A 20,877-nucleotide genomic window follows, 5' to 3' on the forward strand; every position below is an offset into this window, starting at 1 on the left:
GAAGGCGGCCGCACAGTCGGCGCCGGCGTGGTTTCCAAAATCACCGAATAATCACTGCTGGCCGTAAGGTCGGATATGTGACTGAGACTGGCAGAGGCCTCCCGAAAGGGGGGCCTCTGTTGCGTTTGGGGTCGTAGATAAGGCGTGCTTGGCCTTCGCGCGTTGGCGTTCCATACTGCTTATACACTGCGGGAGGTCCCATGTCGCACAAAGACGCTATTTTTCCGGCTCCAGACACATCGCACCCCATAACGTTGCCTGACGGGACGATGCATGCGGGGACGGTGTTTCTTGCGGCGGCTATTGATCATCCTCGTATTGAAGTTGGCGCTTACTCCTACGCCAGTGCGCATCATCCGCCGGATGATTGGGCGGCTCATCTGGCACCCTACCTTTATGACTTTAGCCTCGAGCGGCTGATCATCGGAAAGTTTTGCCAAATTGCGGATGGCGTTCAGTTCATTACGGCCTCCGCCAATCATCGCTATGACGGGATTTCCACATATCCATTTGCCGTATTCGGCGGAGGAGGCAGGGAGGGCAGGCCGTCGCTTCCTCAAACGGCCGGACCAGATACAATTATTGGCAATGATGTGTGGATCGGTCAGGGGGCCAAGGTTTTGCCCGGAGCGCAGATTGGTGACGGAGTGATTGTAGGGGCCGGTTCAGTTGTCAGCGGAAATGTCGCCCCGTTCAGCGTGATTGGCGGAAATCCGGCAACTGTTCGGCGGAAGCGTTTCACGCCTGCGCAGGTTGAGATGTTAGGGGCTATATGCTGGTGGGACTGGCCCATTGAGCGCATCCTCGCGCTCGAGGAGCTTATCTGTGGGGGTGATGTCGAGGCGTTGATTGAGCATGCGCCATGAGGCTTCTTGCGGACTCCAGGGCGAGGGTTTTGTTGAGCTTGAAATGCTCGAATCGAACCGTACTGAGGGCCAGATGGATTACGAGCGCGGTTGTTCTACCAAATTGGGCTGTTTTTTCTATCGATCCGTGCGTGGATTCACAATGGGTCGTAAATGCGTGACACCCTCCTGCTGTCTGCAGGAGGGTGCGAATTGAATTAACGGTAGGTCGGCTTAAGCGGCTGCTTTGTTCAGGCCGTCGCTGCGTGTCGCAATTTCCGTCATCCGGCGGTCGCCGTCATATGTCTCATCCAACATAGACTGCAGGACCGCTCCGTCCTCGTCAAAGCCAAGGCGGTTGGCGAACGCGACAACGCAGCCATAACCTGCCAGCGCATAGTGGACCAAGCGTTGGTACTGCGTAATAATCATCGCGTCGCGGGCAGCGTCATCGCCGAATTCTTGTTCAATCCCGTGCGCACGCGCTTCTTTCACCAAACCTTCCATGCCCTTGCAGTGTTCACCATCAGGGTCGAGGTCATGTTCAGAACAGAGTGATTTGATTTTATCCATGCCTTGGCTGATGCCATTCGCACCCGCGATGAGAGCTTCGCTGAGCTCTTTGTCAGTAGCTGCGCGGCCCAACTCGGTGGTGGCCTCAAGCGATTGCTTGCAGGCGCTGTGGAGGTCTTGGAGTTGGTCAAAGTATACATCTTGCAGATTGTTCAGGGGCATTTCGGTCTCCTTCGGTTTGATTTTAAATTGCTTGCTTGGGGTATCAACCGCAACGGGCAGCATGATGTTCCGATTTTTCTGCATGAATTTCTGTGACCGGGGCTGTGAAGCCTCTTGATCCTCTGCGCAATCCAGACTACGCAGACCCCCGGCATAGGGGTTTAGCTCAGTTGGTAGAGCATCGGTCTCCAAAACCGAGGGTCGTGGGTTCGAGTCCCTCAGCCCCTGCCAATTTAACAGCGTTTTTGCTGTCGGGAAGACTACGGCTTAGCCTGATCATCCATCTCAGAATTTCCCGGCCATAAACGTTAGGCATGTCAGGCCGATGGTTAGATGCCATATCTGCGTATTTGGCCGTTTCTGGAAACTGTCTTGGTTAATGGCGGGCTTTGTGCGCTGTCTGGGGATAGCGCCACATTGCTGCCATATAGCCTCCATCGAAGTGCCGTATCGTGGGTCCATATCTTCCGTCTGATAAACCCGCGCAATGGTATGGACAGATGACAATGGCTTCAAAAGACTCATCCCCCGAAACAGCGGAAAGCAAGCTTGACGATGGTGCGCTTGACGCGATCCGCTCAATCTTGACGGAAGAGACAAAGCCCGCGCCGCGCCGCAGTCTGTCTCGTGAGAAAACCGCGCCCGTCGAACAACCGCCTGAAGTCGCGGCCCCACCTAGAAAAGCCTCATTTTTTCCGGAGCTTGAAAGCGCAGAGGCGGCCAGTGATTCTGTAACCGCAGCGCCAAAAAAATCCCGCCGGAAGTTCCCGCTTGGCGGGATCCTGAAGCGCCGCGCGGCCAAAACCCAAAAGGCAGCGCCAGTGCGCACGCCACAGCCGGAAACCGTTGCATCAAGTGACGGGATTGTGGCGAAGGTTAAGGCGTATAGGCCCAAACCTGCGCATATCGCGTTGGGCGCGTTGGCGCTGGTGGTGCTTATGCGTCCGTGGCTTGTGCTTGGCCTGGTCGTGCTTTCGTTGCTCATTCTGGTCGGGGTCTTCCTGATCGCGGGGTATGACGGATTCTGGCAGGGTGTGATGAAGCTTGGCCGCTGGTACGCTAACCGTCGACCGGAGCGTGCGGCGGTGCTTCATGCGCGGTTGGACCGGTTTGCCGTCCGTTGGGATGCCATTCTTGATCGCTTTCCCGAGGGCTCTGTGGACGCGCTATACCTGCCTGATTTTGGTGATCTGGCAACAGCCGAGGATCGCCATGCGGAGGCTATGGAGCGTCGGCTATCGGGCTTGCACGAAAAGGGCGCTTGAAGCTGCGAAAATTGCAGCCTTGAAACACCCGCAATCAGCAGTTAGATAAATTTAACACGAAAAATCAGGATGTGATCCATGGCCGTCACCAAACCGCTTCATTTCATTCAGCAGGTCCGTGCCGAAGTGGCAAAGGTCGTCTGGCCGACACGCCGTGAGGTGATGTTGACCACAGTGATGGTCTTTATCCTTGCTGCACTGACGGCGATATTCTTCGCTTTGGTTGATATCGTGATTCGCGGTGGTCTCCAATACGTGCTGAACATGTTCGGCTAAAGCCGGACTGTTGCACTGTGCGGGGCACAACAAGCCCGCAAAAACGTCTGCAAACACTTGAATCCCAATGGCGTGTGGGCTAGTTCGCAAGTCTGTCCTGCGACATGCGTGCGATGATTCGATTTGCGCGCCGATGCTTGTTGTAGGCTGCATGGGCCAAGGCCCTGAAGTGTTTTAGGAATTCGCAAGCGCGCAACGCGCTCTAGACAAGGACGGAAAGATCAAATGGCAAAAAGGTGGTATTCGGTCAGCGTCCTGTCGAACTTTGAGAAAAAGATCGCCGAGCAGATCCGCAACACAGTTGCTGAGCAAGAACTTGAAGACCAGATCGACGAAGTGCTTGTACCCACCGAAGAGGTGATCGAAGTACGGCGCGGTAAGAAAGTCACGACGGAGCGTCGTTTCATGCCCGGCTATGTGCTGGTTCACATGGAGATGTCCGACCGTGGTTATCACCTGATCAATTCGATCAACCGCGTCACCGGCTTTTTGGGCCCACAGGGTCGCCCGATGCCAATGCGCGATGCCGAAGTGACAGCGATCCTTGGTCGTGTCCAAGAGGGAGAAGAAGCGCCTCGTACGCTCATCCACTTCGAAATCGGCGAAAGAGTCAAAGTGGCCGATGGTCCGTTCGAGGACTTCGACGGCATGGTCGAACAGGTTGACGAAGACAGCCAGAAGCTCAAAGTTATGGTGTCGATCTTTGGTCGCGAAACGCCGGTCGAGTTGGACTTTACTCAGGTGAACAAACAGATCTGATTGCTGCGGGTTTCCCCGAAGCTTTAACAGAAATTAAAGGCGTCACCTCTTGCGGGGTGACGCTTTTTTCTTGTTTCCAGACGTATTAAGAATGACGTTCTGATTTCGGCGCGGGTGAAAATCTGCAGTGGGTATGCTGCTTTTGGAAAGTGTTGGGCAATCACGACGCGGATCGGCCCCGGAGTTCCTTACGCCGCCATCGAGACTTCGGAGTGCTTGGGTGTGACCGTCCGCGAGAGCAGCGCGTGGCTTTCAAAAAACTTCAGGCTGCGGCGGGCGGTGGAGCCGTGAGCCGCGAGACTATCTCGCAGGGCAGGGTAGGCCGAGAATAGTTCTTCCTGAGCATCAGGGTGCAGGGCTTTGAGGCCCTCTTCGGCGAGGTGGAAGCTTTCGGTTTCAGCGCCCTCGGCGTAAATAACATGATGCTGGTCTAGCATGTGGTGAATATAGGTAACGCGCTCCGCTGGGGCGGTTTCGGCGCCTTCAAAACCCAGCATATGGGAGGCTGGGATAAACACTTCTGCGTCGCCGTACATCAGTTCGGCGCGCCAGTCAGTGAACAGCATGCGGTGTTGAGGTGAAACGGTCAGTGGGCGCCGCGCACCGGTCAGCTCGGGCGCAAGGGTGATCGGGGCGTGTTTGCCGGTGCCTGGCACGGTGCTTTGTCCGGTCCAGCCCAGCGGTTGAGGGCCTGCATCTTTTGTCATGACCAAATCACCGGGACGTAGCGTTTCGGCAGCGCGTTCGCCATCCGGCGTGGCAATCATTGTGCCGCGTTTGAAACAGATGATGTTTTCGATGTTCGAGAATGAAACGACGGTGCCGTCCAACAAAGTGATTGTGCCGTCAAATGCATCTGGATCGCTAGCGGACGGGGAAAAGACCAGCGTGGTCCGGTCGCCTAGGCCGTTAAGATCAAGCGTATCGCCGCCCGGCTCACCAGTTGTGCCCCCGTCGATGGTGATGGTGCCAGCGCCTGCCTCACCGATGTCTGTCAGGACGAAAAGATCTTCTCCATCACCGCCAAACGCGATGTCACCTTCAGCGACATCGAGGGTATCGTTGCCCGCATCACCGAACAACGAATCACTGCCCGCTCCGCCTGAAATCGAGTCGTTACCCTCGCCAGCGTGGACCGTGTCGTTGCCATCTGCAGCGACGATTGTGTCGTTCCCTGCACCGGCCTCAATGCTGTCATCGTTCGATCCATCGGAGTGGTCGTTGTTGTCGATGCGGTCGCCGTCAAGGTCACCAACATAGCTGGCGTCAATCAGATCGCCGCCACCCGTGCCCTCAACGATGTAGTCAGGGGTACCCGCGTCGCGGAAATCGAGATCGTTGATCATCGGCAACGCATCGGAGCCGTCGGCTGCGACATCGTTGTCGCTGTCCGCCAGTGTGAAATTACCCGCACCGTCAACATCTAGGTCGTTGACGTCCCAACCTGGAACGTCGTCAACCGCATCCATGATCCCGTCACCATCGCTGTCTCCTGATGCGTCGATCACGGCTTGGCTGATGCCATGGCCCGCTTCGTCCACGTCGAGAATACCGTCATTCTCGCTGTCAGTATCAAGGTAGTCCGCAGCGCCGTCACTATCGGTATCAACCGGGATCAACCCATTTGAGCCGGCTGCACCGGTTGTTGGTGTTGCATCATAGGCGTCGTCGACACCGTCGCCGTCAGTGTCCGAACCGGACGGAGCGGTGTAGCTGCCGGTGGCCTGCATTTCGACATTGTCGGTTATTCCGTCATTGTCGCTGTCCAGATCAAGGTGATCGGCAATGCCGTCGCCATCGCTGTCCGTTGTGATAGCCGTGTCCTCAACCGTGACCGCGTGCGAAACAGAGGATCCGAAATTTGGTAGATTGCCGCTGTCGACGACGGTCGTGCCATCGATTGACAGAGTGTAATTGGCTAAGCCATCGGCGCTGTCCGGCCCCCGTAGGCCATCGCCGTAGTCGTCGTACACGACGAAGGTGTAATCACCGTTTGCCGGAGCGGCAAAAGTCCAGCTGTCGATCTGGTTGTCGCCAGAGGAGATACCGCTTTGGATGACATTGTTGCTGCTGTCGAGCAGTTCCCACTTAGTGTTGTCTAAACCAGAATAGTTATCCCCATTCATCGTGACGGTGACAGATGTGGGGGGCGCGGTGCTGAGACCTTCGTTGGTGTCAAGAATGCCGTCGCCATCGTCATCAAGATCGTCGGCGTCCAGTATCCCATCGCGATCAGTATCGCTGTAATCAAAGTCCAGATCGTAGCGGTTGGCGGTCATACCATAGACGTTGGTGCCGCCTGACGGTGCCGCAGTGCCCAAAGTGACGGCTTCGATAGGCTTTTCTTCAAGCGCCGTCGAATAGGCGTTAGGGCCCGTTGTCGGTGGCAGCAAGTATAGATTGCCGCCGGTATCCTGCATCATGATCGCGTTGACCGTGGCTGTCGTGCCGTCGGTGTAGGTGATGACCGTGTTGTTATAGATCATCGTCGCGTCATGCGTTTGCAGCGCACCGCCATCGATCGAGAATGTTTCGTTCGCTACATTGTTGTCCGCGTCATAAGCCGTAGCATTGCCTGTTGATGCGTAGTTATTGCCGGGAGTATCGGACAGCGTTTGAATGTAGTTTGAGATTTCATTGCCGACGCCGCCAAAGGCCACGCCGTTCAGCGCGGTGTGGTTTTCGGACGTATTATTGCCTTCGACCGTGTCAATTTGCGGAGCGACACCAAGGAAGAAGAGGGAGAAATGCGTAGGCATGCTCAGTTCCTCCAGCGCATCAGGAGGCAGGCGTCATAGGGTGCAGTGGCGGTAAAATTGGACCATTGCTGAAAAGTAGAGAAAACCGACTGGTTTTCCCGACCTCCCGTGCTCCAAATTGCTGGGCGTTGTTGCCCGATTGTCGCGCCTGTTATTTCCCTACGTCCTATTCTGGAGGCTTTGCCCCTTTTGCTTGGGGCTTTGGCCAATGACCGAAATTTCGGTCGGTTGTTTCCATTGTGAATACAAAGGGGGTGGGGCGAGATTGGGTGGTATTTGAGAAAAGATTGGGACGAATGTGTCTAAAAATGGAACTATTCAGCTGAAAAGCCCAATTTTGGCCGCAATCAGTGGCCCTAAGGTGAACGATCCGGCGGATCGACGTGTTGTTGTCAGAGACTGTAGTAAATGTGCCCTCAGGCAAATGAAGCGAGTTTTGCCTGTGCTCCCAGCCAACCCGGCGGCGCATACGAGCGGTATCAGGTGATTAAAGTACTGTCGGGAAAGTACTTTTCGCACTAGGCGAATTTCTGGGCTGGTTGACGGAGCCCTCGGCGAAGGTGTGGGCGTTAATCGATGCTCTTGATCGAGCGTTTCTCACGACTGGTGCGATCAGCGACATGATCGCGCAAATTTTGGTTATCTAGCCATGGTCTGCGCACGTTCACTTGGCGCGCTAATCCGACGTGGAACAAGCCACCTGCAACCATCTCTTGCAATATCCCTTGCATATGGGTATCCCGCCCGAGTTGCCCTATGGGGCGATTCATTCACGTGGGAGGCGAGGGTGCCGCGGCATCCGGACCATAACCACGCAACATATATGCCGAGGGACGCGTCCCGAGGTGGTTGAAAAGGAGAAGGCCAATGGCCAAGAAACTCGTCGGTACGATGAAGTTGCAAGTTAAAGCGGGTCAAGCAAACCCGTCCCCACCTGTGGGCCCTGCGCTGGGTCAGCGCGGCATCAACATCATGGAATTCTGTAAGGCGTTTAACGCCAAGACAGCTGATATGGAGCCAGGCGCACCTTGCCCGACTATTATTAGCTATTATCAGGATAAGTCCTTCACGATGGACATCAAGACGCCTCCAGCGTCCCACTACCTGAAAAAAGCCGCTAAAGTTAGCTCCGGTGCCAAAACACCAAGCCGTGAGACCGTTGGAACAATCACGCCCAAGCAGCTGCGCGAAATTGCAGAAGCTAAAATGGCCGATTTGTCCGCAAACGACGTCGAACAGGCGATGAAAATTATTTTGGGCTCCGCAAAGTCCATGGGCATCGAGGTTAAGTAAGATGGCTAAACTTGGAAAACGTACCCGCGCCGCACGTGAAGCATTCGTCGGCAAAGAGGGCCTCACAGTTGAAGAAGCTGTGGCGCTGATCAAAGGCAACTCGAAGACAAAGTTCGACGAGACTGTTGAAATCGCCATGAACCTCGGCATTGATCCACGTCACGCAGACCAGATGGTCCGTGGCGTTGTGGGCCTGCCAAACGGTACAGGTAAAAACGTTCGTGTAGCTGTATTTGCACGCGGCGCCAAAGCTGATGAAGCCAAGGCAGCCGGCGCCGATATCGTTGGCGCCGAGGACCTGATGGAAATCGTGCAAGGCGGCAAGATCGACTTTGATCGTTGCATCGCGACTCCGGACATGATGCCTGTTGTGGGTCGCCTTGGTAAAGTTCTGGGCCCACGCAACCTGATGCCAAACCCCAAGGTCGGTACTGTGACCATGGATGTGGCAGCAGCTGTGAAAGCAGCTAAAGGCGGCGAAGTGCAGTTCAAAGCTGAAAAGGGCGGTGTCGTCCATGCAGGCGTTGGCAAAGCATCCTTTGACGAAGCCAAGCTGGTTGAAAACATCCGCGCATTCGTCGGCGCAGTTGCAAAGGCCAAGCCAACAGGTGCCAAAGGTTCCTACATGAAGAAAATCGCGCTGAGCTCCACAATGGGCCCAGGCGTGACCGTATCTGTGGATAACGCTGCTTCCGAGTAAGCCGCGTCCCCCTTATGTATGAGACAGAGCGGGCCTTGTGCCCGCTCTTTTTCGTTGGGGATCTAAGTGTTGCAATATAGCGGCGACCGCCGGGATTTAGCCGGTTTGGCGGCCTGTTCCATTGTGCGCGACGTCTGGCGACCTGAGTGTGACCTGAAAAGGACCGAGCAGCGTGATCCAGACCGCCCCCTATAACGAGACGACCTCAGAGGCCTTGATGGCGCTGCGAGATGCCGCTCTGGCGCATCTGTCCGGCGATCCTGTTGCATACGACGCTGTCGGTGCGGTTGCCGCGCTTGATGCGTTGGATCTGTCCGCTGCTGCCGCTGCCTCGCCTCTGGCGCTTGAGGCGTTTGCCGCGGTCGTGATCGCCCGTGGCCGCCGTCCACGCCGCGCGCAAAAGCCGCTATATCGGCTGTTTCAAGCCCGACTGGCAGCAGGGGAGCAGCCTGCGTATTTCGAATTTGCAGACCGCATCTCTGCTGCTGCAGAGCATGGATTTTCGCTGGAGGGGGTAATATTCAACAGGCCGCTAACAGATGTGGATCAGCCTCAGCTGTGGCGCGATACTCAAGCCGCGCTTGCGGCTGTTGCAGAGGTGTTTGGCCCTGCCTTCTTGAACTCTGGTACGTTGTTGGGCGCAGTCCGCGAGGGGCGTTTTATCGATCATGATGACGATGTCGATATCGCCGTCCTGATGCCTGCTACCAGCGCTGAAGATGCAGCGCAGCAATGGGCTGCCGGTATCGCCACCCTGATCGCGCGCGGCGTTGTTGAAAAGCGTGCGCGGCGTAATCTGGGGATGTTCAAGTTGAACTCGACCAGTGGCGTGAACATTGACGTCTTTCCTGCGTGGATCGTGGATGACCGGCTGTACCTTTACCCCCATACCAGCGGCGAGCTGTCGCGCGATGATCTGCTGCCGCTAGCCGCGTGTAAGACCACTGGCCTGCCAATTCCGCGCAATGCCGAAGGGATGTTGGTGGTGAATTATGGTCCCGGCTGGCGGAAGCCGGATCCGGGCTTTGCCTTCGCCTGGGCGGCGGCCAACAAGAAATTTGCGGATTTCCGGACCGCACTGGATAAGGCGGGCCAGTCATGAACGGTAAGCCAGAAGGTGAAACCGTGCTTTTGACATATGGGACGTTTGATTTGTTCCATGTGGGCCATCTGCGTCTGCTCAAACGGCTGTCGGCGCTGGGCGATAAGTTGATCGTTGGTTGCTCGACCGATGAATTCAACGGGGGAAAGGGTAAGACAACGGCCATTCCCTACGCACACCGCGTTGAGATTCTGGAGGCTTGCCGCTATGTGGATCAGGTCATTCCCGAAGAAAATTGGGCGCAAAAGCGCGACGATGTGCAGCGTTATGGTGTGAGCTTGTTTGCGATGGGCGATGACTGGACCGGCAAATTTGACGATCTGCAGGATTTGTGTGACGTGCTGTATCTCCCGCGTACCGAGAATATCTCGACCACCGAATTGAAGGCCCTGATCCAGTCCATGCGTGCAGGGCCATCCGTCTAGGCTCAGGACCCATTAATCTGGTTGATGCTGTCATGGCTGCATGATTCAAACCCGCAAACTGTAGGGGGTTTTTATGAGTAACCCATTTTCGGCTGAGTGAAGAGCAAATGGTGCGACTTCGACCGTACTTTCCCAAGAGCGGTATGAACACCAAATTACATGCAGTGACTGACGCGGTTGGGCGGCCCATTCGGTTCTTCATGACTGCTGGGCAGATCAGCGACTATACTGGCGCTCGTGCTCTCGTGAGCAGCCTTCCATCAGCAGAGTAGTTGCTGGGCCCCTTTCGGGATCATGCTGCGCACAACCCCGTCGGCAATGGATCGCGGTTATGACGCGGATTGGTTTCGCGAGGACCTTGTAATTATGGGGATAACGCCCTGCATGCCGGGGCGAAAATCGCGCGATAAGGTCATCAAGTACGACAAACGTAGATACAAACGACGAAACCGGATTGAGATCATGTTTGGCCGTTTGAAAGACTGAAGGCGAGCATGACCGGTGCCCGAAGGTGTTCGGGTCGGCCATCGCTCTCGCTGCAACCGTGATATTCTGGTTATGAGCCCTGAACCTAGATATCTGCTGCAGCGGTTTTGCTGTTGGCATTGCTTCTTATTCCGACTACATCGGCTATTGCATCTCAGCGCACGATTCGTCGTGCGCTTTTTGCGCTTCGTCCGAGATGGCGGGTGGGCTGGGAATTCAGTCCATAATTCCTGCCTGAGATGGGGAATGACTATAGATTTTTCAGGGCTTTGCTCTCGGATGATCTTGGGAAGGACCCGTAAGGACCCGACGTCGGACATCTGTCCGGCAAAACGAGCCCGGAGGGTCACCCCTCCGATAACTTTGGAGAGAAACTGTGGATAGAGCACAAAAAGAACAGTTGGTCGACGAACTCGGCCAAATCTTTGAAAGCTCTGGCGTTGTAGTGGTTAGCCATTACGTCGGTCTGACAGTTGCTGAAATGCAGGATCTACGTGCGCGTGCAAGCGCTGCGGGTGGGTCTGTGCGTGTTGCCAAAAACAGGCTCGCCAAGATCGCCCTTGAGGGCAAGCCATGCGCAAGCATTGCTGACCTTCTGACGGGTATGACCGTTCTGACCTACTCTGAGGATCCTGTGGCAGCTGCCAAGGTTGCTCAGGAATTCGCCAAAGAGAATGACAAGCTTGTCATTCTCGGTGGTGCAATGGGTGAGAATGCGTTGGACGTCGCCGGTGTAGAAGCCGTGTCTAAAATGCCTTCGCGTGACGAGCTTATCGCCACAATCGCGGGCATGCTGGGCGCACCTGCTTCCAACATCGCTGGCGCCATTGGCGCACCTGCAAGCAACATCGCATCCATCTTGTCAACGATCGAAGACAAGGCTGCGTAAGCGACAATATCGTCAAATCGGCGTGGTAGTTGAAACTACACGTTGGAACACACATATCGTTAACGGAAAGAGCTAAAACATGGCTGATCTGAAAAAACTGGCAGAAGACATCGTTGGTCTGACACTGCTTGAAGCACAAGAACTGAAAACAATCCTCAAAGACGAGTACGGCATCGAGCCTGCAGCCGGTGGCGCAGTCATGATGGCGGGCCCTGCAGACGGCGCAGCCGCTGCTGAGGAAAAAACCGAATTCGACGTCGTTCTTAAGAACGCCGGCGCGTCCAAAATCAACGTGATCAAAGAAGTTCGCGGCATCACCGGTCTGGGCCTGAAAGAAGCCAAAGATCTGGTCGAAGCTGGCGGCAAGATAAAAGAAGGCATCGACAAAGCCGAAGCAGAAGACATCAAAGCCAAGCTGGAAGCAGCTGGCGCAGAAGTCGAGCTGGCCTAAGCCGCTTAGCGGGAATGATTTTCCTGCAAAAAACACTGGCTGGATGGGGTTTAAACCCTGTCCAGCCAAACCTGTCTTGGAAGGCGCTTACGTAAACGAGCGTCTTTCTGGAGAGGTCCAAAGGTCGGAAGGGGTGCGGTGGGACGCGCTCCAGCATAGACCGGACTTAACCGCTCTTATGGGTGTGCATCGCGGCCCCGGCGATGGCGCATTCGGCAAGAGACACGAAAGGTGACACGACATATGGCACAATCCTTCCTTGGCCAGAAGCGTCTACGTAAATATTATGGCAAAATCCGCGAAGTGCTGGAAATGCCGAACCTGATCGAGGTTCAAAAATCTTCCTACGACCTGTTCTTGAATTCCGGCGATGCCGAGACGCCCACCGATGGTGACGGCATCCAGGGCGTTTTCCAATCGGTATTCCCGATCAAGGATTTCAACGAGACATCCATTCTTGAGTTCGTGAAATACGAACTTGAGAAGCCGAAGTATGATGTTGAGGAATGCCAGCAGCGCGACATGACTTATGCCGCACCGCTTAAGGTAACGCTCCGTCTGATCGTGTTTGATATCGACGAGGATACAGGCGCGAAATCCGTTAAGGATATCAAAGAACAAGACGTGTTCATGGGCGACATGCCTTTGATGACACCAAACGGTACGTTTGTTGTAAACGGCACCGAGCGTGTGATCGTAAGCCAGATGCACCGTTCACCCGGTGTGTTCTTTGACCACGACAAAGGTAAGACGCACTCTTCGGGCAAGCTTTTGTTCGCTTGCCGGATCATCCCTTACCGTGGTTCGTGGCTGGATTTTGAATTCGACGCTAAAGACATCGTGTTCGCGCGTATTGACCGTCGTCGTAAGCTGCCTGTCACCACGCTGCTGTACTCACTGGGCCTCGATCAAGAAGCGATCATGGATGCCTATTACAACACCGTGCACTTCAAGCTCGAAAAGGGCAAAGGTTGGGTTGCACCGTTCTTCCCCGAGCGGATCCGTGGCACACGCCCAACCTATGACATCGTAGACGCGGCAAGCGGCGAAGTGCTGTTTGAAGCGGGCAAAAAGATCACCCCACGCGCTGTGAAGCAGTTGATCGACGTCGGCGAAGTAAGCGCGCTTCTGCTCCCATTCGATCACATTCAGGGCAGGTTTGTCTCTAAGGACATCATCAACGAAGAAACTGGCGCGATCTATGTCGAAGCCGGTGACGAGATGACGCTTGAGTATGACAAAGACGGCACGCTCATCGGCGGGACCGCCAAAGAGCTTGTTGATGCCGGTATCACCGAGATCCCACTCTTGGACATCGATAACGTCAACGTCGGCCCATACATGCGCAACACGATGGCGGCAGACAAGAACATGAACCGCGACACCGCGCTCATGGACATCTACCGCGTTATGCGTCCGGGCGAGCCGCCCACCGTTGAGGCCGCGTCGAACCTGTTCGACACGTTGTTCTTTGACTCGGAGCGTTACGACCTCTCCGCTGTTGGCCGTGTGAAAATGAACATGCGTCTGGCGTTGGACAAAGAAGACACCCAGCGCACGCTGGACCGTGCTGACATCGTTGCTTGTATCAAAGCACTGGTTGATCTGCGCGACGGCCGCGGCGATATCGACGATATCGACCACCTTGGTAACCGTCGTGTGCGTTCCGTTGGCGAACTGATGGAAAACCAGTACCGTGTTGGTCTGCTCCGCATGGAGCGCGCGATCAAAGAGCGTATGTCCTCTGTCGAAATCGACACAGTCATGCCTCAGGATCTGATCAACGCGAAACCAGCGGCTGCTGCGGTACGTGAATTCTTCGGCTCTTCGCAGCTGTCGCAGTTTATGGACCAAACCAACCCACTGTCCGAGGTCACGCACAAGCGTCGCCTTTCAGCGCTTGGACCAGGTGGTCTGACACGTGAGCGTGCCGGCTTTGAAGTACGTGACGTTCACCCGACCCACTATGGCCGGATGTGTCCGATTGAAACGCCTGAAGGTCCGAACATTGGTCTGATCAACTCACTGGCGACGTTTGCCCGTGTGAATAAGTATGGCTTCATCGAAACGCCTTACCGCAAGGTGAAGGACGGTATCGTCTCTGATGACGTACAGTACATGTCCGCCACCGAAGAGATGCGTCACACTGTGGCGCAGGCCAACGCGCACCTTGATGAAAACATGAAGTTCGTAAACGATCTGGTTTCCACGCGGAAATCCGGCGACTACACGCTGTCGCCTTCCATGAACGTGGACCTGATCGACGTGTCGCCGAAGCAGTTGGTGTCTGTTGCTGCCTCGCTGATCCCGTTCCTTGAGAACGACGATGCGAACAGGGCCTTGATGGGCTCGAACATGCAACGTCAGGCGGTGCCATTACTGCAAGCGGAAGCACCGCTTGTTGGTACAGGTATCGAAGAAGTAGTGGCACGCGATTCCGGTGCGGCCTACATGGCAAAGCGCGCAGGCGTGATTGACCAAGTGGACGCGACACGTATCGTTATCCGCGCAACCGAAGACCTTGAGCTGGGCGATGCAGGCGTAGACATCTACCGCATGCGTAAGTTCCAGCGCTCGAACCAGAACACCTGCATCAACCAGCGTCCGCTGGTGAAAGTGGGCGACACGGTTACGAAGGGTCAGGTTATTGCGGATGGTCCGTCCACAGACATGGGCGAACTGGCCCTTGGTAAAAACGTGATCGTCGCGTTTATGCCGTGGAACGGCTACAACTACGAAGACTCCATCCTGATCTCCGAACGCGTCAGCCGTGACGACGTCTTCACTTCGATCCACATCGAAGAATTCGAAGTCGCCGCCCGTGACACGAAGCTTGGGCCAGAGGAAATCACACGCGATATTCCAAACGTTGGTGAAGAAGCACTGCGCAACCTCGACGAGGCTGGCATCGTATACATCGGCGCAGACGTTGAGCCGGGCGATATCCTTGTGGGTAAAATCACGCCAAAAGGCGAAAGCCCGATGACGCCGGAAGAAAAGCTTCTGCGCGCCATCTTTGGTGAAAAAGCCTCGGACGTGCGCGATACCTCGCTGCGTGTGAAGCCGGGTGATTTTGGTACAGTCGTCGAAGTTCGTGTGTTCAACCGCCACGGCGTTGAGAAAGACGAACGTGCGCTCCAGATCGAGCGTGAAGAAGTTGAACGTCTAGCCCGTGACCGCGATGACGAACTCGCGATCCTTGACCGTAACATCTATGCGCGTCTGCGTGAGATGCTGCTTGGCAAGATCGCGGTCAAAGGCCCCAAAGGCGTTAAGCCAGGCAGCCAGATCACCGAAGAGACGCTGGACGACGTTCTGTCCCGTGGTCAGTGGTGGCAGCTTGCCCTTGAGGACGAAGACGATGCGAAGGTCGTTGAGGCTCTGAACGAGCAGTACGAGATCCAGAAACGGACCTTGAACGCGCGTTTTGAGGACAAAGTCGAGAAAGTACGCCGTGGCGATGATCTGCCCCCCGGTGTGATGAAGATGGTCAAAGTATTCGTCGCGGTGAAGCGTAAGCTTCAGCCTGGTGATAAAATGGCCGGTCGTCACGGGAACAAGGGTGTTATCTCCAAAGTGGTACCAATGGAGGACATGCCGTTCCTCGCAGACGGTACACCGGTTGATTTCTGTCTGAACCCGCTGGGTGTGCCTTCGCGTATGAACGTCGGTCAGATCCTTGAGACACACATGGGCTGGGCCGCACGCGGTCTGGGCATCAACATCGACGAAGCGCTGCAAGAATATAAGCGTTCCGGCGATATGACACCCGTGCGTGAAGCGATGAAGCTAGCCTACGGCGATGATGTCTACGACGAAGGCATTGCCGGTATGGGCGAGGATGATCTGTTGGAAGCGGCTGGTAACGTTACCAGTGGTGTCCCAATCGCGACGCCCGTCTTTGACGGCGCGAAGGAAGCGGATGTGAACGACAGCCTTGCACGTGCAGGCTTTGACACATCCGGTCAGTCGATCCTGTTTGATGGTCGCACAGGCGAACAGTTCAGCCGCAAGGTTACTGTTGGCGTGAAGTACCTGCTGAAACTGCACCACCTTGTGGATGATAAAATCCACGCGCGTTCTACCGGACCATACTCGCTGGTTACCCAGCAGCCATTGGGCGGTAAAGCACAGTTCGGCGGTCAGCGCTTTGGTGAGATGGAGGTCTGGGCTCTGGAAGCTTACGGCGCTGCATACACCCTGCAGGAAATGCTGACTGTGAAATCGGATGACGTTGCTGGCCGTACGAAAGTGTACGAGAGCATCGTCAAAGGCGAGGACAACTTCGAAGCAGGTATTCCTGAATCGTTCAACGTTCTGGTCAAAGAGGTCCGCGGTCTGGGTCTCAACATGGAACTCCTGGATGCGGAGGATGAAGAGTAGGGCACCGCTGGAATTTAGATATTCCAGTCCGGTCTTCCACGCGGAGACCGGACCCTCTCTCCCCCGCTTTCGAGAATAAATCTAAGGACATCCAATGAACCAAGAACTTACAAACAACCCGTTTAACCCCGTCGCGCCTACCAAGACGTTTGACGAGATCAAGGTATCTTTGGCATCGCCAGAGCGTATCTTGTCGTGGTCATTCGGTGAAATCAAAAAGCCGGAAACCATCAACTACCGTACGTTCAAGCCCGAGCGTGACGGCCTGTTCTGCGCGCGTATCTTTGGCCCAATCAAAGACTACGAATGTCTTTGCGGCAAATACAAGCGCATGAAATATCGCGGCGTTGTCTGCGAAAAATGTGGTGTGGAAGTTACGCTGCAAAAGGTCCGCCGTGACCGGATGGGCCACATCGAGCTGGCCTCGCCCGTGGCACACATCTGGTTTCTCAAGTCACTGCCATCGCGCATCGGCCTGATGCTGGACATGACACTGCGCGATCTTGAGCGTGTTCTCTACTTTGAGAACTACGTCGTGATCGAGCCGGGCCTGACGGACCTCACCTACGGTCAGATGATGACCGAAGAAGAGTTCATGGACGCTCAAGATGCTTACGGCATGGACGCTTTCACCGCCAACATCGGCGCTGAAGCGATCCGCGAAATGCTGGCCGCGATCGACCTCGAAGCAGAGGCCGACCAACTGCGCGAAGAGCTGAAAGAAGCCACAGGCGAACTGAAGCCCAAGAAGATCATCAAGCGCCTGAAGGTGGTTGAGTCCTTCCTCGAATCCGGCAACCGCCCTGAGTGGATGGTTCTGACAGTGATCCCTGTGATCCCGCCAGAACTGCGCCCGCTGGTACCGCTGGATGGTGGCCGCTTCGCGACGTCCGACCTCAACGACCTGTATCGTCGCGTGATCAACCGGAACAACCGCCTCAAGCGTCTGATTGAGCTACGTGCGCCCGATATCATCGTGCGTAACGAAAAGCGTATGTTGCAGGAATCCGTTGACGCATTGTTCGACAACGGTCGCCGTGGCCGCGTGATCACCGGCGCCAACAAGCGTCCGCTGAAATCGCTGTCCGACATGCTGAAGGGTAAGCAAGGTCGCTTCCGTCAGAACCTTTTGGGTAAGCGCGTCGACTTCTCAGGCCGTTCGGTCATTGTGACTGGCCCAGAACTGAAGCTGCACCAGTGTGGCTTGCCGAAAAAGATGGCGCTCGAGCTGTTCAAGCCGTTCATCTACTCGCGTCTTGAGGCCAAAGGTCTGTCTTCGACAGTCAAGCAAGCCAAGAAGCTGGTGGAAAAAGAGCGTCCCGAAGTTTGGGATATCCTCGACGAGGTTATCCGCGAACACCCAGTCATGCTGAACCGGGCGCCTACGCTGCACCGTCTTGGCATTCAGGCGTTTGAGCCGGTTCTGATCGAAGGTAAGGCCATCCAGCTACACCCGCTGGTTTGTTCCGCCTTTAACGCTGACTTTGACGGTGACCAGATGGCCGTGCACGTTCCACTGAGCCTTGAGGCCCAGTTGGAAGCGCGCGTTCTGATGATGTCGACCAACAACGTTCTGTCACCTGCAAACGGTGCACCGATTATTGTTCCTTCGCAGGATATGATCTTGGGCCTCTACTACGTCACGCTTGAGCGTGAAGGTATGAAAGGTCAGGGCATGGTGTTCGGAACTGTGGACGAAGTGCAGCACGCACTAGACGCAGGCGAAGTACATCTGCACGCCAAAATCAAAGCACGGACCAAGCAGATCGACAACGAAGGCAACGAGATTATGGTGCGTTTTGACACGACACCCGGTCGTATGCGCCTTGGTGCCCTGCTGCCACTGAACGCAAAAGCACCGTTTGATCTGGTCAACCGTCTGCTGCGCAAGAAAGAAGTGCAGCAGGTCATCGATACGGTCTACCGCTACTGTGGTCAGAAAGAATCCGTCATCTTCTGTGACCAGATCATGACTCTGGGTTTCCGTGAAGCTTTCAAAGCCGGTATTTCGTTTGGTAAAGACGACATGCTGATCCCAGAAAGCAAATGGCCACTGGTTGAAGAAACACGTGATCAGGTTAAAGACTTCGAACAGCAGTACATGGATGGCCTGATTACTCAGGGTGAAAAGTACAACAAAGTTGTCGATGCATGGTCAAAGTGTAACGATAAAGTAACCGACGCGATGATGGGTGCGATTTCCGACACCACATATGCTGAGAACGGTTCCGAGAATGAACCAAACTCGGTCTATATGATGGCTCACTCCGGCGCGCGTGGTTCGGTTACTCAGATGAAACAGCTCGGCGGGATGCGTGGCCTGATGGCCAAGCCGAACGGCGACATCATCGAGACACCGATCATCTCGAACTTTAAAGAAGGCCTGACCGTTCTCGAGTACTTCAACTCGACACACGGTGCACGTAAGGGTCTGTCGGATACCGCTCTGAAAACAGCGAACTCCGGTTATCTGACACGTCGTCTGGTGGACGTGGCGCAGGACTGTATCATTCGTATGCATGACTGTGGCACCGATATTGCGATCACTGCAACTGCAGCGGTCAACGATGGTGAAGTCGTCTCCTCACTGGCCGAGCGTCTGCTGGGTCGTGTGGTGGCTGAAGACATCATGCGTCCGGGTACCGAAGAGGTGCTTGTTGCTAACGGTACGATCATTGACGAACGTCTTGCCGATATCATCGACGAAGCCAGCGTTGCCTCTGCGCGTATCCGTTCACCTCTGACGTGTGAGGCCGAAGAAGGCGTCTGCGCAATGTGCTATGGTCGTGACCTTGCACGCGGTACGCTGGTCAACCAAGGTGAGGCCGTTGGCATCATCGCGGCTCAGTCCATTGGTGAACCAGGTACACAGCTGACGATGCGGACGTTCCACATCGGCGGTGTTGCTCAGGGTGGTCAGCAGTCCTTCCAGGAAGCCGGTCAAGCAGGTAAAATCCAGTTCGACAATGCCATGACACTGCAGAACTCTGCGGACGAAACCATGGTTATGGGTCGTAACATGAAGCTTCTCATCATCGATGAAAACGGTGACGAGCGGGCGAGCCACAAAGTGGGTTACGGTACCAAACTGTTTGTCAAAGAAGGTCAGGCAGTAGAACGCGGTGATAAGCTGTATGAATGGGACCCCTACACGCTGCCGATCATTGCGGAAGCTGCGGGAACGGTTAAGCACGTCGATCTTATCTCGGGCATTTCTGTCAAAGACGAGACCGATGACGCGACAGGCATGACGCAGAAGATCGTTATCGACTGGCGCTCTGCTGCCAAGGGTAACGAGCTTAAACCAGAGATCATCCTTGTGAGTGAAGATGGTGAGCCAGTGCGTAACAGCGCCGGTAATCCGATCACCTATCCGATGTCTGTTGACGCCGTTATGTCCATTGAGGACGGTAGCGAAGTTGCAGCCGGTGACGTAATCGCGCGCATCCCGCGTGAAGGCGCCAAGACCAAGGACATCACCGGTGGTCTGCCACGTGTGGCCGAACTCTTTGAGGCACGTCGCCCCAAAGACCACGCCATCATCGCGGAAATCGATGGCTATGTGCGCTACGGTAAAGACTACAAAAACAAGCGCCGCATCGCGATCGAGAGCTCGGAAGATCCGGACTTCAAAGTCGAATACATGGTGCCAAAAGGCAAACACATCCCCGTGGCCGAAGGCGACTTCGTGCAGAAGGGCGATTACATCATGGACGGCAACCCAGCGCCGCATGACATTCTCGCCATCATGGGTGTTGAAGCGCTTGCTGACTACATGATCGACGAAGTGCAGGACGTTTATCGCCTGCAAGGTGTGAAGATCAACGACAAGCACATCGAAGTCATCGTGCGTCAGATGCTGCAGAAGTGGGAGATCCAGGAGAGCGGAGACACCACGCTGCTGAAGGGCGAACATGTCGACAAGCAAGAGTTCGACCAAGCCAACGAAAAGGCGCTGAAGAAGGGTGGCCGTCCCGCCAAGGGCGAGCCGATCTTGCTCGGTATCACCAAGGCGTCTCTGCAAACGCGCAGCTTCATCTCGGCGGCATCGTTCCAGGAAACCACACGTGTTCTCACCGAAGCATCCGTGCAAGGTAAACGCGACAAGCTTGTGGGCCTAAAAGAGAACGTGATCGTGGGTCGTCTGATCCCTGCGGGCACCGGTGGGGCAACCCAGCAGATGCGCCGTGTGGCTTCGGACCGCGACAATGTCGTAATCGAAGCGCGCCGTATTGAGGCTGAAGAAGCTGCTCGTCTTGCAGCGCCTGCTGCACCTGCGGATGACGTCGTCGGTGGCGATGTGTTCTCTTCAACGCCGTCCTTTGACGAGGATAGCCGCGATTAAGAACGCGCTTTAGTTCTGAAAAAGTTGAAGCCCCCGTATCCAATTGGATGCGGGGGCTTTTTTCTGTCCGACTTCAAGTACTCCGGCCAACGCCGCACTGAATAATTATGTAATTTTTTGGCCTGAACTCCTTGAGGCGCATTGCCCAGCCATCGACATTCGCC

The 20,877-nt window shown here is 55.4% G+C and carries 14 protein-coding genes, 1 tRNA gene and 1 pseudogene; 14 read left to right on the forward strand and 2 right to left on the reverse strand.

Annotation, left to right across the window (positions count from 1 at the left end; genetic code table 11):
- The first annotated feature begins 200 nt into the window (after positions 1 to 200).
- The gene (locus tag V7730_RS16465; RefSeq protein WP_335748689.1) at positions 201 to 866 is read left to right on the forward strand and encodes a CatB-related O-acetyltransferase; all 666 of its coding nucleotides are present in this window, start codon (positions 201 to 203) and stop codon (positions 864 to 866) included.
- Between the two features lie 213 nt (positions 867 to 1,079).
- On the opposite strand, the gene V7730_RS16470 is transcribed toward V7730_RS16465, so the two are convergent.
- Entirely contained in the window at positions 1,080 to 1,580 is a 501-nt protein-coding gene (locus V7730_RS16470) for a ferritin-like domain-containing protein (RefSeq protein ID WP_335748690.1), read from the reverse strand.
- Between the two features lie 155 nt (positions 1,581 to 1,735).
- On the opposite strand from V7730_RS16470, the gene V7730_RS16475 reads away from it, so the two are divergent.
- The 4 genes from V7730_RS16475 (at position 1,736) to nusG (ending at position 3,880) form a co-directional block, all read left to right on the forward strand.
- A tRNA-Trp gene (locus V7730_RS16475) sits at positions 1,736 to 1,811 on the forward strand.
- A 275-nt stretch (positions 1,812 to 2,086) separates the two neighbouring features.
- A complete protein-coding gene (locus V7730_RS16480; protein WP_335748691.1) occupies positions 2,087 to 2,845 on the forward strand; it encodes a hypothetical protein in 759 nt (252 codons plus the stop codon).
- Positions 2,846 to 2,923: 78 nt separating this feature from the next.
- Positions 2,924 to 3,121, forward strand: coding sequence for a preprotein translocase subunit SecE (gene secE, locus V7730_RS16485; protein ID WP_335748692.1), 198 nt, complete (start codon positions 2,924 to 2,926; stop codon positions 3,119 to 3,121).
- A gap of 225 nt (positions 3,122 to 3,346) precedes the next feature.
- On the forward strand, positions 3,347 to 3,880 hold the full coding sequence (nusG, locus tag V7730_RS16490) for a transcription termination/antitermination protein NusG (protein WP_335748693.1): 534 nt from the start codon (positions 3,347 to 3,349) through the stop codon (positions 3,878 to 3,880).
- Positions 3,881 to 4,068: 188 nt separating this feature from the next.
- Here nusG and V7730_RS16495 read toward each other — a convergent pair whose 3' ends face one another.
- Positions 4,069 to 6,639 carry a Hint domain-containing protein gene (locus V7730_RS16495; RefSeq protein WP_335748694.1) on the reverse strand — a complete coding sequence of 857 codons (2,571 nt, stop codon included), beginning with the start codon at positions 6,637 to 6,639 and terminating at the stop codon, positions 4,069 to 4,071.
- 867 nt (positions 6,640 to 7,506) lie between these two features.
- Between V7730_RS16495 and rplK the strand changes: the two genes are divergently transcribed.
- The 9 genes and pseudogenes from rplK to rpoC all read left to right on the forward strand — a co-directional run bounded on the left by rplK (position 7,507) and on the right by rpoC (position 20,713).
- Positions 7,507 to 7,932 carry a 50S ribosomal protein L11 gene (gene rplK, locus V7730_RS16500; protein ID WP_335748695.1) on the forward strand — a complete coding sequence of 142 codons (426 nt, stop codon included), beginning with the start codon at positions 7,507 to 7,509 and terminating at the stop codon, positions 7,930 to 7,932.
- Between the two features lies 1 nt (position 7,933).
- Positions 7,934 to 8,632, forward strand: coding sequence for a 50S ribosomal protein L1 (gene rplA, locus V7730_RS16505; protein ID WP_335748696.1), 699 nt, complete (start codon positions 7,934 to 7,936; stop codon positions 8,630 to 8,632).
- A 172-nt stretch (positions 8,633 to 8,804) separates the two neighbouring features.
- Entirely contained in the window at positions 8,805 to 9,734 is a 930-nt protein-coding gene (locus tag V7730_RS16510; RefSeq protein ID WP_335748697.1) for a LicD family protein, read from the forward strand.
- Entirely contained in the window at positions 9,731 to 10,159 is a 429-nt protein-coding gene (locus V7730_RS16515; protein WP_335748698.1) for an adenylyltransferase/cytidyltransferase family protein, read from the forward strand. The genes V7730_RS16510 and V7730_RS16515 overlap by 4 nt, the downstream gene beginning before the upstream one ends.
- A 134-nt stretch (positions 10,160 to 10,293) precedes the next feature.
- Positions 10,294 to 10,721, forward strand: a pseudogene (locus tag V7730_RS16520) (transposase); the annotation flags it as partial.
- Between the two features lie 300 nt (positions 10,722 to 11,021).
- Complete coding sequence (rplJ, locus tag V7730_RS16525; protein ID WP_335748699.1) at positions 11,022 to 11,534, forward strand: 50S ribosomal protein L10; 513 nt, start codon at positions 11,022 to 11,024, stop codon at positions 11,532 to 11,534.
- A 79-nt stretch (positions 11,535 to 11,613) separates the two neighbouring features.
- The gene (gene rplL, locus V7730_RS16530; RefSeq protein ID WP_335748700.1) at positions 11,614 to 11,985 is read left to right on the forward strand and encodes a 50S ribosomal protein L7/L12; all 372 of its coding nucleotides are present in this window, start codon (positions 11,614 to 11,616) and stop codon (positions 11,983 to 11,985) included.
- A 243-nt stretch (positions 11,986 to 12,228) separates the two neighbouring features.
- Positions 12,229 to 16,368: a DNA-directed RNA polymerase subunit beta gene (gene rpoB / locus V7730_RS16535; RefSeq protein ID WP_335748701.1), complete on the forward strand. Its 4,140-nt coding sequence runs from the start codon at positions 12,229 to 12,231 to the stop codon at positions 16,366 to 16,368.
- 94 nt (positions 16,369 to 16,462) lie between these two features.
- Complete coding sequence (gene rpoC, locus V7730_RS16540) at positions 16,463 to 20,713, forward strand: DNA-directed RNA polymerase subunit beta' (RefSeq protein WP_335748702.1); 4,251 nt, start codon at positions 16,463 to 16,465, stop codon at positions 20,711 to 20,713.
- Positions 20,714 to 20,877 lie beyond the last annotated feature (164 nt).

This window comes from Sulfitobacter sp., from assembly GCF_036961165.1.
Taxonomy (GTDB): Bacteria; Pseudomonadota; Alphaproteobacteria; order Rhodobacterales; family Rhodobacteraceae; genus Sulfitobacter.

Coding starts and splice junctions, on each gene's coding strand:
- V7730_RS16515 (WP_335748698.1), top strand. CDS start 9,731: ATGAACGGTAAGCCAGAAGGTGAAACCGTGCTTTTGACATATGGGACG.
- rpoC (WP_335748702.1), top strand. CDS start 16,463: ATGAACCAAGAACTTACAAACAACCCGTTTAACCCCGTCGCGCCTACC.
- rpoB (WP_335748701.1), top strand. CDS start 12,229: ATGGCACAATCCTTCCTTGGCCAGAAGCGTCTACGTAAATATTATGGC.
- rplA (WP_335748696.1), top strand. CDS start 7,934: ATGGCTAAACTTGGAAAACGTACCCGCGCCGCACGTGAAGCATTCGTC.
- V7730_RS16465 (WP_335748689.1), top strand. CDS start 201: ATGTCGCACAAAGACGCTATTTTTCCGGCTCCAGACACATCGCACCCC.
- V7730_RS16480 (WP_335748691.1), top strand. CDS start 2,087: ATGGCTTCAAAAGACTCATCCCCCGAAACAGCGGAAAGCAAGCTTGAC.
- nusG (WP_335748693.1), top strand. CDS start 3,347: ATGGCAAAAAGGTGGTATTCGGTCAGCGTCCTGTCGAACTTTGAGAAA.
- secE (WP_335748692.1), top strand. CDS start 2,924: ATGGCCGTCACCAAACCGCTTCATTTCATTCAGCAGGTCCGTGCCGAA.
- rplK (WP_335748695.1), top strand. CDS start 7,507: ATGGCCAAGAAACTCGTCGGTACGATGAAGTTGCAAGTTAAAGCGGGT.
- V7730_RS16495 (WP_335748694.1), bottom strand. CDS start 6,639: ATGCCTACGCATTTCTCCCTCTTCTTCCTTGGTGTCGCTCCGCAAATT.
- rplL (WP_335748700.1), top strand. CDS start 11,614: ATGGCTGATCTGAAAAAACTGGCAGAAGACATCGTTGGTCTGACACTG.
- V7730_RS16470 (WP_335748690.1), bottom strand. CDS start 1,580: ATGCCCCTGAACAATCTGCAAGATGTATACTTTGACCAACTCCAAGAC.